This is a genomic window from Klebsiella sp. Ech2A (assembly GCF_030078455.1).
GTDB classification, from domain to species: domain Bacteria; phylum Pseudomonadota; class Gammaproteobacteria; order Enterobacterales; family Enterobacteriaceae; genus Klebsiella; species Klebsiella terrigena.
In genome coordinates, this window is record NZ_JAQGFU010000003.1 from 17,079 (window position 1) to 26,379 (window position 9,301).

General features: G+C 50.7%; 20 protein-coding genes. 1 reads left to right on the forward strand and 19 read right to left on the reverse strand.

Translation table 11 applies throughout. The features are described 5' to 3' along the window. Positions 1–2 precede the first annotated feature (2 nt). The 17 genes from rplF to rpsJ all read right to left on the reverse strand — a co-directional run bounded on the left by rplF (position 3) and on the right by rpsJ (position 7,659). Positions 3–536: a 50S ribosomal protein L6 gene (rplF, locus tag PFH44_RS01330; RefSeq protein ID WP_041142965.1), complete on the reverse strand. Its 534-nt coding sequence runs from the start codon at positions 534–536 to the stop codon at positions 3–5. A gap of 12 nt (positions 537–548) precedes the next feature. After that, complete coding sequence (rpsH, locus tag PFH44_RS01335; RefSeq protein WP_004106343.1) at positions 549–941, reverse strand: 30S ribosomal protein S8; 393 nt, start codon at positions 939–941, stop codon at positions 549–551. Positions 942–974: 33 nt separating this feature from the next. Further along, positions 975–1,280, reverse strand: a complete 306-nt coding sequence (gene rpsN / locus PFH44_RS01340) for a 30S ribosomal protein S14 (protein ID WP_002919667.1) — start codon at positions 1,278–1,280, stop codon at positions 975–977. A 14-nt stretch (positions 1,281–1,294) separates the two neighbouring features. Further along, on the reverse strand, positions 1,295–1,834 hold the full coding sequence (gene rplE, locus PFH44_RS01345; RefSeq protein ID WP_041142966.1) for a 50S ribosomal protein L5: 540 nt from the start codon (positions 1,832–1,834) through the stop codon (positions 1,295–1,297). 14 nt (positions 1,835–1,848) lie between these two features. Further along, the gene (rplX, locus tag PFH44_RS01350) at positions 1,849–2,163 is read right to left on the reverse strand and encodes a 50S ribosomal protein L24 (RefSeq protein ID WP_041142967.1); all 315 of its coding nucleotides are present in this window, start codon (positions 2,161–2,163) and stop codon (positions 1,849–1,851) included. A gap of 10 nt (positions 2,164–2,173) precedes the next feature. After that, positions 2,174–2,545: a 50S ribosomal protein L14 gene (gene rplN, locus PFH44_RS01355; protein WP_002919748.1), complete on the reverse strand. Its 372-nt coding sequence runs from the start codon at positions 2,543–2,545 to the stop codon at positions 2,174–2,176. Positions 2,546–2,705: 160 nt separating this feature from the next. Next, the gene (gene rpsQ, locus PFH44_RS01360) at positions 2,706–2,960 is read right to left on the reverse strand and encodes a 30S ribosomal protein S17 (protein ID WP_041142968.1); all 255 of its coding nucleotides are present in this window, start codon (positions 2,958–2,960) and stop codon (positions 2,706–2,708) included. Beyond that, entirely contained in the window at positions 2,960–3,151 is a 192-nt protein-coding gene (gene rpmC, locus PFH44_RS01365) for a 50S ribosomal protein L29 (RefSeq protein WP_002919754.1), read from the reverse strand. Before rpmC ends, rpsQ begins: the two co-directional genes overlap by 1 nt. Next, positions 3,151–3,561: a 50S ribosomal protein L16 gene (gene rplP / locus PFH44_RS01370; protein WP_002919759.1), complete on the reverse strand. Its 411-nt coding sequence runs from the start codon at positions 3,559–3,561 to the stop codon at positions 3,151–3,153. The genes rpmC and rplP overlap by 1 nt, the downstream gene beginning before the upstream one ends. A gap of 12 nt (positions 3,562–3,573) precedes the next feature. Beyond that, the gene (rpsC, locus tag PFH44_RS01375) at positions 3,574–4,272 is read right to left on the reverse strand and encodes a 30S ribosomal protein S3 (protein WP_045854067.1); all 699 of its coding nucleotides are present in this window, start codon (positions 4,270–4,272) and stop codon (positions 3,574–3,576) included. Positions 4,273–4,289: 17 nt separating this feature from the next. Beyond that, positions 4,290–4,622 (reverse strand): 50S ribosomal protein L22, encoded by a 333-nt coding sequence (gene rplV, locus PFH44_RS01380; RefSeq protein WP_002919773.1) that lies wholly within the window; start codon positions 4,620–4,622, stop codon positions 4,290–4,292. A 14-nt stretch (positions 4,623–4,636) separates the two neighbouring features. Further along, positions 4,637–4,915, reverse strand: coding sequence for a 30S ribosomal protein S19 (rpsS, locus tag PFH44_RS01385; RefSeq protein ID WP_001138115.1), 279 nt, complete (start codon positions 4,913–4,915; stop codon positions 4,637–4,639). Between the two features lie 16 nt (positions 4,916–4,931). Further along, positions 4,932–5,753, reverse strand: a complete 822-nt coding sequence (gene rplB, locus PFH44_RS01390) for a 50S ribosomal protein L2 (protein WP_002919786.1) — start codon at positions 5,751–5,753, stop codon at positions 4,932–4,934. Between the two features lie 17 nt (positions 5,754–5,770). After that, on the reverse strand, positions 5,771–6,073 hold the full coding sequence (rplW, locus tag PFH44_RS01395; RefSeq protein ID WP_004868363.1) for a 50S ribosomal protein L23: 303 nt from the start codon (positions 6,071–6,073) through the stop codon (positions 5,771–5,773). Beyond that, complete coding sequence (gene rplD / locus PFH44_RS01400) at positions 6,070–6,675, reverse strand: 50S ribosomal protein L4 (protein ID WP_015960716.1); 606 nt, start codon at positions 6,673–6,675, stop codon at positions 6,070–6,072. Before rplD ends, rplW begins: the two co-directional genes overlap by 4 nt. 10 nt (positions 6,676–6,685) lie before the next feature. Continuing rightward, positions 6,686–7,315 carry a 50S ribosomal protein L3 gene (gene rplC, locus PFH44_RS01405; RefSeq protein ID WP_004868374.1) on the reverse strand — a complete coding sequence of 210 codons (630 nt, stop codon included), beginning with the start codon at positions 7,313–7,315 and terminating at the stop codon, positions 6,686–6,688. A 32-nt stretch (positions 7,316–7,347) separates the two neighbouring features. Beyond that, the gene (gene rpsJ / locus PFH44_RS01410; protein WP_001181005.1) at positions 7,348–7,659 is read right to left on the reverse strand and encodes a 30S ribosomal protein S10; all 312 of its coding nucleotides are present in this window, start codon (positions 7,657–7,659) and stop codon (positions 7,348–7,350) included. 377 nt (positions 7,660–8,036) lie between these two features. On the opposite strand from rpsJ, the gene PFH44_RS01415 reads away from it, so the two are divergent. Continuing rightward, entirely contained in the window at positions 8,037–8,516 is a 480-nt protein-coding gene (locus tag PFH44_RS01415) for a prepilin peptidase (RefSeq protein ID WP_283824103.1), read from the forward strand. Here the strand turns inward: PFH44_RS01415 and bfr are convergent. Together bfr and bfd are read right to left on the reverse strand one after the other, a co-directional pair. Next, positions 8,493–8,969 carry a bacterioferritin gene (bfr, locus tag PFH44_RS01420; RefSeq protein WP_041142971.1) on the reverse strand — a complete coding sequence of 159 codons (477 nt, stop codon included), beginning with the start codon at positions 8,967–8,969 and terminating at the stop codon, positions 8,493–8,495. The two genes, PFH44_RS01415 and bfr, sit on opposite strands and share 24 nt — an antisense overlap. 73 nt (positions 8,970–9,042) lie before the next feature. Further along, entirely contained in the window at positions 9,043–9,237 is a 195-nt protein-coding gene (gene bfd / locus PFH44_RS01425) for a bacterioferritin-associated ferredoxin (protein ID WP_071844856.1), read from the reverse strand. Positions 9,238–9,301 lie beyond the last annotated feature (64 nt).

Genomic DNA, 9,301 nt, shown 5'->3' on the forward strand with positions numbered 1-9,301 from the left:
CCTTACTTCTTCTTAGCCTCTTTGGTACGCACGACTTCGTCGGCGTAACGAACACCCTTGCCTTTATAAGGCTCAGGACGACGGTAGGCGCGCAGATCTGCTGCAACCTGGCCGATCACCTGCTTATCAGCGCCTTTCAGCACGATTTCAGTTTGAGTCGGACATTCTGCAGTGATACCGGCCGGCAGCTTGTGTTCAACAGGATGAGAGAAACCTAAAGCCAGGTTTACTACATCCCCTTTAACCGCTGCACGATAACCTACACCAACCAGCTGAAGCTTTTTAGTGAAGCCTTCGGTAACACCGATAACTACTGAGTTAAGCAGGGCACGCGCGGTACCAGCCTGAGCCCAACCGTCTGCGAAACCATCACGCGGACCGAAAGTCAGTGCATTATCTGCATGTTTAACTTCAACAGCATCGTTGAGAGTACGAGTCAGCTCGCCATTCTTACCTTTGATCGTAATAACCTGACCGTTGATTTTTACATCAACGCCGGCAGGAACAACGACCGGTGCTTTAGCAACACGAGACATTTTTTCCTCCGATTAGGCTACGTAGCAGATAATTTCGCCACCAAGACCAGCTTGGCGCGCTGCACGATCAGTCATAACACCTTTAGAGGTAGAAATAACTGCGATACCCAGACCCGCCATAACTTTAGGCAGCTCATCTTTACGTTTGTAGATGCGCAGACCTGGGCGGCTGACACGCTGAATGCTTTCTACAACAGCTTTACCCTGGAAATACTTAAGAGTCAGTTCCAGTTCCGGCTTGATGTCGCCTTCAACTTTAAAATCTTCAATAAAGCCTTCTTCCTTCAGCACGTTGGCAATTGCCACTTTCAGCTTGGAGGAAGGCATGGTGACCGCAGCTTTATTCGCGGCCTGACCGTTACGGATACGGGTCAGCATATCCGCGATCGGATCTTGCATGCTCATCTGTCTTTACTCCCGTGATTCAATTGGTGACAATTACCAGCTAGCCTTTTTCAGACCCGGGATTTCACCGCGCATAGCGGCTTCACGGACCTTAATACGGCTCAACCCGAACTTCCGCAGGAAACCATGCGGACGACCTGTTTGACGGCAGCGGTTACGCTGACGAGACGGGCTGGAATCACGCGGCAGAGTCTGCAGCTTGAGAACAGCATTCCAACGATCTTCGTCGGTTGCGTTCACATCAGAGATGATAGCTTTCAGTTCAGCGCGTTTAGCGAAGAATTTATCAGCTAAAGCCACGCGCTTTACTTCGCGTGCTTTCATTGATTGCTTAGCCATTAAGTAACCCTACCTTACTTGCGGAACGGGAAGTCAAAGGCAGCCAGAAGAGCGCGGCCTTCTTCATCAGATTTCGCAGTAGTGGTAATGGTAATATCCAAACCACGAACGCGGTCGACTTTATCGTAGTCGATTTCTGGGAAGATGATCTGCTCACGGACACCCATGCTGTAGTTACCACGACCATCGAATGACTTAGCGGACAGGCCACGGAAGTCACGGATACGCGGTACAGCAATAGTGATCAGGCGCTCAAAGAACTCCCACATGCGTTCGCCACGCAGGGTTACTTTACAGCCGATCGGATAGCCCTGACGGATTTTGAAGCCTGCAACTGATTTGCGTGCTTTGGTGATCAACGGCTTTTGACCGGAGATTGCTGTCAGATCCGCTGCTGCGTTATCCAGCAGTTTCTTGTCAGCGATCGCTTCACCAACACCCATGTTCAGGGTGATCTTCTCGACCCGAGGGACTTGCATGACAGAATTGTAGTTAAACTCAGTCATGAGTTTACCAACTACTTCGTCTTTGTAGTAATCATGCAGTTTCGCCATCGTACTACTCCAAATTACTTGATAGTTTCGCTGTTAGACTTGAAGAAACGGACTTTTTTGCCGTCTTCGAATCTAAAGCCTACACGGTCAGCCTTGCCGGTTGCCGCATTGAAGAGTGCAACGTTAGAAACCTGAATTGCAGCTTCTTTTTCAACGATGCCACCTGGTTGGTTCAGGGCCGGAACCGGCTTCTGATGTTTCTTAACCAGGTTGATACCTTCAACAATGAGCTTGCCGGAAGACAAGACATTCTTAACTTTACCGCGTTTACCTTTATCTTTACCGGTTAACACGATAACTTCGTCATCACGACGGATTTTCGCTGCCATGATTCGCTCCTTAGAGTACTTCTGGTGCCAGAGAGATAATTTTCATGAACTTCTCGGTACGAAGCTCACGAGTTACCGGCCCAAAAATACGCGTACCGATGGGCTGCTCGCTGTTATTGTTGAGAATAACGCATGCATTACCATCGAAGCGAATGACAGAACCGTCCGGGCGACGAACACCCTTCTTGGTGCGCACCACTACCGCCTTCAGCACATCACCTTTTTTGACCTTACCACGCGGAATTGCTTCCTTGATGGTGATCTTAATGATGTCGCCTACGCCTGCGTAGCGACGGTGCGAGCCACCCAGAACCTTGATACACATTACGCGACGTGCACCGGAGTTGTCGGCGACGTTCAGCATAGTCTGTTCTTGGATCATTTTAGTGCTCCGCTAATGTCAACTACTACTGAGACCCAAAATCGAGCCGTTAAATATCCCCATATCGAGGGCGCGGCATTATAACACCGGAAATCGGATATGGGTAGAAAAAATAAACGGCTCATCGCTGAGCCGTTTATCCGTTGAGAATACGGCTCTATTACAGAACCGCTTTCTCTACGACGCGAACCAGCGTCCAGGACTTAGTCTTGGACAGCGGACGGCATTCGTGGATTTCGACCACGTCACCGATACCGCATTCGTTGTTCTCGTCATGTACGTGCAGTTTGGTCGTACGCTTGATGAACTTACCGTATACCGGGTGTTTCACCACACGTTCGATAGCAACAACGATGGATTTCTCCATTTTGTTGCTAATTACACGACCTTGCAGAGTACGGATTTTATCGGTCATTACGCACCCGCCTTCTGAGTCAGTAAAGTCTTAACGCGTGCAACATCACGACGCACTTGCTTCAGCAGATGAGTCTGTTGCAGCTGGCCACTTGCAGCCTGCATACGCAGGTTGAACTGCTCACGCAGCAGGTTCAGCAGCTCAGCGTTCAGCTCTTCAACGCTTTTTTCACGCAGCTCTTTTGCTTTCATTACATCACCGTCTTAGTTACAAAGGTGGTTTTGATAGGCAGTTTCGCTGCTGCCAGGCCGAAGGCTTCACGGGCCAGCTCTTCCGGAACACCGTCCATTTCATACAGGACTTTACCCGGCTGAATCAAGGCAACCCAATACTCCACGTTACCTTTACCTTTACCCATACGAACTTCCAGCGGCTTCTCGGTAATCGGTTTGTCCGGGAAAACACGGATCCAGATTTTACCTTGACGCTTAACTGCACGGGTCATAGCACGACGTGCTGCTTCGATCTGACGTGCAGTCAGACGACCACGGCCAACAGCTTTCAGACCGAAAGTGCCGAAGCTAACATCCGTACCCTGCGCCAGACCACGGTTGCGGCCTTTGTGCACTTTACGGAATTTTGTACGCTTTGGTTGTAACATCAGCGACGCTCCTTATTTACGGCCTTTACGCTGCTGCTTTTTAGGTTGAGCAGCCGGTTCCGGTTGTTCAACAGCAGCCATACCACCCAGGATCTCGCCTTTGAAGATCCATACCTTAACGCCGATTACACCGTAAGTGGTGTGCGCTTCAGAGGTGTTGTAGTCGATGTCAGCACGCAGAGTGTGCAGCGGTACGCGACCTTCACGGTACCATTCGGTACGTGCGATTTCCGCGCCGCCCAGACGGCCGCTAACTTCAACTTTGATACCTTTAGCGCCCAGACGCATTGCGTTCTGTACAGCACGCTTCATAGCACGACGGAACATAACGCGACGTTCCAGCTGAGAAGTGATGCTGTCAGCAACCAATTTAGCGTCCAGTTCTGGCTTACGAACTTCGGCGATATTGATCTGTGCAGGAACGCCAGCGATATCCGCTACGACCTTGCGCAGTTTTTCTACGTCTTCGCCTTTCTTACCGATGACGATGCCCGGGCGAGCGGTGTGAATGGTCACACGGATGCTCTTAGCCGGACGCTCGATAACGATACGAGATACGGACGCTTTAGACAGTTCCTTAGTCAGGAACTGACGTACTTTAAAATCGCTGTCCAGGTTGTCAGCGAATTCTTTGGTGTTCGCGAACCAGGTAGAGTTCCATGGTTTGACAATACCCAGGCGAATACCATTAGGATGTACTTTCTGACCCATTGCTAGTCTCCAGAGTCTCAGCGATCGGACACAACCACAGTGATGTGGCTGGTGCGCTTCAGGATGCGATCTGCACGACCTTTCGCACGCGGCATAATGCGCTTCATGCTCGGGCCTTCGTCTACGAAAATTTTCGCAACTTTCAGATCGTCAATGTCAGCGCCATCGTTGTGTTCAGCGTTAGCAATGGCAGATTCCAGTACCTTCTTGACCAGTACAGCAGCTTTCTTGTTGGTGTAGGTCAGAATATCCAGGGCCTGCGACACTTTCTTACCGCGAATCAGGTCAGCTACGAGGCGAACCTTCTGAGCAGAAGAACGAGCATGGCGATGTTGAGCTAAAGTTTCCATCTCTTCCTCCTACCTTATTTCTTCTTCGCTTTTTTATCAGCAGCGTGGCCGCGATAAGTACGAGTCGGTGCGAATTCACCCAGTTTGTGACCAACCATTTCGTCGGAAACAAATACTGGAACGTGCTGACGACCATTATGGACAGCGATGGTCAAACCGATCATGTTAGGAAAGATCGTTGAACGACGGGACCAAGTGCGCAGGGGCTTCTTGTCTCCGCTTTCCACCGCTTTCTCTACCTTCTTCAGCAAGTGCAGGTCAATAAAAGGACCTTTCTTGAGAGAACGTGGCATGGCTTATCCTCTAAAATTATTTGCTACGGCGACGTACGATGAATTTATCAGTACGCTTGTTGCTGCGGGTCTTCTTACCTTTGGTCTGCAGGCCCCACGGGGAAACCGGGTGCTTACCAAAGTTACGACCTTCACCACCACCATGTGGGTGGTCGACCGGGTTCATCGCAGTACCGCGAACGGTAGGACGAACACCACGCCAGCGTGCAGCACCTGCTTTACCCAGAACGCGCAGCATATGCTCAGCATTGCCAACTTCGCCCAGAGTAGCGCGGCAGTCTGCTTCGACTTTACGCATTTCACCAGAACGCAGACGCAGGGTGACATAAGCACCGTCGCGAGCAACGATCTGAACGTAAGTACCAGCGGAACGTGCCAGCTGACCGCCTTTACCTGGTTTCATTTCTACGTTATGAACGGTAGAACCAACCGGGATATTGCGCATCGGCAGGGTGTTGCCTGCTTTGATTGCAGCATCAACGCCAGACTGAATCTGGTCGCCAGCTTTCAGGCCTTTAGGGGCCAGGATGTAACGGCGCTCGCCATCTTTGTACAGAACCAGCGCGATGTTCGCGGAACGGTTCGGATCGTACTCAAGACGCTCAACAACTGCCGGGATACCATCTTTGTTGCGTTTGAAGTCAACAATACGGTAAGCCTGCTTGTGGCCACCACCGATATGACGGGTGGTGATACGGCCATTGTTGTTACGACCACCGGATTTGCTGTTTTTTTCCAGCAACGGAGCAAAAGGTTTGCCCTTGTGCAGCTCAGGGTTAACCACTTTAACAACGTGGCGACGACCCGGAGATGTCGGTTTACATTTAACAACTGCCATTGTATTACTCCTCCGACTTACTCAGCGCCGCCAACGAAGTCCAGATTCTGGCCTTCCTTCAGGGTGACGTAAGCTTTTTTCCAGTCGCTACGACGACCGATACGCTGTCCGTGACGTTTAACTTTCCCTTTAACTACCAGGGTGTTAACGACTTCGACTTCGACTTCAAACAGTTTCTGCACAGCAGCTTTGATTTCTGCTTTAGTCGCGTCTTTAGCAACTTTGAGAACGATGGTGTTTGTTTTTTCCATCGCAGCAGACGCTTTTTCAGAAACGTGCGGTGCACGCAGCACCTTCAGCAGACGTTCTTCACGAATCATGCCAGCATCTCCTCAACTTGCTTAACAGCATCAGCAGTCATTACGACTTTGTCGAAGGCGATCAGGCTAACCGGGTCGATACCAGTTGCATCGCGTACGTCAACCTTGTGCAGGTTGCGCGCAGCCAGGAACAGGTTCTCGTCCAGCTCACCGGTGATGATCAGCACATCTTCCAGAGCCATGTCTTTCAGTTTCTGTGCCAGCAGCTTAGTTTTAGGCGCTTCTACAGAGAACGTCTCGACAACGATCAGACGATCCTGACGTACCAGTTCGGACAGAATGCTTTTCAGCGCGCCGCGGTACATCTTTTTGTTAACTTTTTGACTGTGGTCCTGCGGACGAGCAGCGAAGGTTACGCCACCGGAACGCCAGATCGGGCTCTTGATAGAACCTGAACGCGCACGGCCGGTACCTTTCTGGCGCCACGGCTTTTTGCCTGAACCAGTTACTTCAGCACGAGTCTTCTGAGCACGAGTACCCTGACGAGCACCAGCTGCATAAGCAACTACAACCTGGTGAACCAGCGCTTCGTTGAAATCACGACCGAAGGTAGTTTCGGAAACAGTCAGCGCGCTCTGCGCGTCTTTCAATACTAATTCCATTGCTATCCCCTTACGCCTTCACAGCTGGTTTAACGATCAGGTCGCTACCGGTTGCACCCGGGACCGCACCTTTAACCAGCAGCAGGTTGCGCTCAGCGTCAACACGTACTACGTCCAGGCTCTGAACGGTGACACGTTCGTTACCCAGCTGACCTGCCATTTTCTTGCCTTTGAACACTTTGCCCGGAGTCTGGTTCTGACCGATAGAACCCGGAACGCGGTGAGACAAGGAGTTACCGTGAGTAGCGTCCTGGGTACGGAAGTTCCAGCGCTTAACGGTACCAGCAAAACCTTTACCTTTAGAGGTACCGGTTACGTCAACTTTTTTAACGTCAGCAAACAGTTCAACGCTAATGCTCTGACCTACGGTGAATTCTTCGCCGTCAGCAAGACGGAATTCCCACAGGCCGCGGCCGGCTTCAACGCCAGCTTTAGCGAAGTGACCAGCTTCCGGCTTGGTTACACGGTTAGCTTTTTTAGCACCGGTGGTAACCTGAATTGCGCGGTAACCGTCGTTAGCCAGGTCTTTAACCTGTGCAACACGGTTTGCTTCAACTTCGATTACGGTTACTGGGATAGAAACGCCATCTTCAGTGAAGATGCGGGTCATACCCACTTTTTTACCGACTAAACCAATCATTGTTTCAACCTCTCAATCGCTCGATGACCTGATTAACCCAGGCTGATCTGCACGTCTACACCGGCAGCCAGATCCAGACGCATCAGAGCATCAACGGTTTTCTCAGTTGGCTCAACGATGTCAACCAGACGCTTGTGAGTGCGAATCTCGTACTGATCGCGCGCATCTTTGTTGACGTGCGGAGAGATCAGAACGGTAAAGCGCTCTTTGCGGGTCGGCAGCGGGATCGGACCACGGACCTGCGCACCAGTGCGCTTAGCAGTCTCGACGATTTCCGCGGTTGATTGATCGATCAGACGATGATCAAACGCTTTAAGACGGATACGGATTCTTTGGTTCTGCATGAGACCAGAGCTCCAATTATTTATAGACGAAATGATTACTCCTCATACCCATTACGATTGATGGGAGAGTGTAACCGTTCTTACATAGTTCCCCGATTGGGAACATTGTTTGATAGCTAAAAGCTCTATCAGGGTTCATATCGAACCGGCCTGCCAATTTTGACAGGCCCGCGCATTATACGCAAAATCGGACCCAACACAAGGGCTGCGTAGAAAATCATCATTTATATTTGCGAGGCTGCTGGAGAAAGCGATGCTGCCGGCTGAAAAATAGCAAACTGCGTGGATTGCCGCGCGTAAAGCCATCCATCGCGCTTTGCCGTTCGCACCTTGCCTGGTCAGAATCGACGTAAACAACTCATCCGTCGGGGTATCGCATGTACATGGCCCTCCCCTTCCTGCTTTTCTACTGCGGGCTTTCTCTGGCGCTCTGCTGGCACGACCTGCGGTATGGGCTGCTTCCCGACCGTTTAACCTGTCCCCTGCTCTGGCTTGGCCTGCTGTTTTATCTTTGTCTGATGCCGACGGACCTGGAAAATGCCGTTTGGGGTGCTATCGCGGGGTATCTGGCCTTTGCTTTAGTCTACTGGGTTTACAGAGGGGTTCGCGGGTATGAGGGGTTAGGCTATGGCGACGTGAAATTTCTTGCCGCTCTCGGCGCCTGGCACGGCTGGCAGTCGCTGCCGCAGCTGGTATTCATGGCGACGCTCATCGCCTGCGCCACGCTGCTACTGCGCGTCGTTATCTTGAATCGCCGGGGGGTTATGAACAACCCGCTGCCGTTTGGCCCTTTTTTGGCTGCAGCGGGTTTTTACTGTGGATGGCAAACGCTTTTAGTCAGCAACTTTAATCTGTGACTGGAGATAATTCTGCAGACCAATTTTGCCGATCAGGTCCAGCTCGGTTTCCAGCCAGTCAATATGGCCTTCCTCATCGGCAAGGATTTCAATCAGCATATCGCGGCTGACATAATCGTGGACGCTGTCAGCATAGGCGATAGCCTCGCGTAAATCTTTGGCGCCTTCCAGCTCCAGCCTTAGATCGGACTGCAGCATCTCCTCAACGTCTTCACCGATACCCAGCTTGCCGAGATCCTGCAGATTGGGCAGTCCTTCAAGAAACAAAATACGCTCGATATATTTATCGGCGTGCTTCATTTCATCAATGGATTCATGGTATTCGACATCGTTGAGGCGCATCAGGCCCCAGTTCTTGAACATCCTGGCATGGAGAAAGTACTGATTTATTGCGACAAGCTCATTTCCCAATAATTTATTGAGATAACTTATGACTTTGACATCACCTTTCATTATATAGTCCCTCCGCTTCCACTCATTGAAGCGTAGTTCGCACTATATAGATGTCAAAGAAAAGCCGGAGGTCTCAGGCGATCTCTTTATATTCCGGCATGCGAGTTAATTCATCTTCCATGATCTCGCGAGCGGCGCGGACGCATTTACCACATTGATTTCCAACGGGAATAAACTTACGCAACTGCTGAAAAGATTGAGGGTGAAATTGACGCACGGCCTGACGAATTTTTTTATCGTTTACACCATTACACAAACAAACGTACATATTCACTCCCGTTCAATTTATGCTCAAAGTGTAAATGAGAATAGTTATGATTACAATAGCCTCT

Coding starts and splice junctions, on each gene's coding strand:
- rplF (WP_041142965.1), bottom strand. CDS start 536: ATGTCTCGTGTTGCTAAAGCACCGGTCGTTGTTCCTGCCGGCGTTGAT.
- rpsH (WP_004106343.1), bottom strand. CDS start 941: ATGAGCATGCAAGATCCGATCGCGGATATGCTGACCCGTATCCGTAAC.
- rpsN (WP_002919667.1), bottom strand. CDS start 1,280: ATGGCTAAGCAATCAATGAAAGCACGCGAAGTAAAGCGCGTGGCTTTA.
- rplE (WP_041142966.1), bottom strand. CDS start 1,834: ATGGCGAAACTGCATGATTACTACAAAGACGAAGTAGTTGGTAAACTC.
- rplX (WP_041142967.1), bottom strand. CDS start 2,163: ATGGCAGCGAAAATCCGTCGTGATGACGAAGTTATCGTGTTAACCGGT.
- rplN (WP_002919748.1), bottom strand. CDS start 2,545: ATGATCCAAGAACAGACTATGCTGAACGTCGCCGACAACTCCGGTGCA.
- rpsQ (WP_041142968.1), bottom strand. CDS start 2,960: ATGACCGATAAAATCCGTACTCTGCAAGGTCGTGTAATTAGCAACAAA.
- rpmC (WP_002919754.1), bottom strand. CDS start 3,151: ATGAAAGCAAAAGAGCTGCGTGAAAAAAGCGTTGAAGAGCTGAACGCT.
- rplP (WP_002919759.1), bottom strand. CDS start 3,561: ATGTTACAACCAAAGCGTACAAAATTCCGTAAAGTGCACAAAGGCCGC.
- rpsC (WP_045854067.1), bottom strand. CDS start 4,272: ATGGGTCAGAAAGTACATCCTAATGGTATTCGCCTGGGTATTGTCAAA.
- rplV (WP_002919773.1), bottom strand. CDS start 4,622: ATGGAAACTTTAGCTCAACATCGCCATGCTCGTTCTTCTGCTCAGAAG.
- rpsS (WP_001138115.1), bottom strand. CDS start 4,915: ATGCCACGTTCTCTCAAGAAAGGTCCTTTTATTGACCTGCACTTGCTG.
- rplB (WP_002919786.1), bottom strand. CDS start 5,753: ATGGCAGTTGTTAAATGTAAACCGACATCTCCGGGTCGTCGCCACGTT.
- rplW (WP_004868363.1), bottom strand. CDS start 6,073: ATGATTCGTGAAGAACGTCTGCTGAAGGTGCTGCGTGCACCGCACGTT.
- rplD (WP_015960716.1), bottom strand. CDS start 6,675: ATGGAATTAGTATTGAAAGACGCGCAGAGCGCGCTGACTGTTTCCGAA.
- rplC (WP_004868374.1), bottom strand. CDS start 7,315: ATGATTGGTTTAGTCGGTAAAAAAGTGGGTATGACCCGCATCTTCACT.
- rpsJ (WP_001181005.1), bottom strand. CDS start 7,659: ATGCAGAACCAAAGAATCCGTATCCGTCTTAAAGCGTTTGATCATCGT.
- PFH44_RS01415 (WP_283824103.1), top strand. CDS start 8,037: ATGTACATGGCCCTCCCCTTCCTGCTTTTCTACTGCGGGCTTTCTCTG.
- bfr (WP_041142971.1), bottom strand. CDS start 8,969: ATGAAAGGTGATGTCAAAGTCATAAGTTATCTCAATAAATTATTGGGA.
- bfd (WP_071844856.1), bottom strand. CDS start 9,237: ATGTACGTTTGTTTGTGTAATGGTGTAAACGATAAAAAAATTCGTCAG.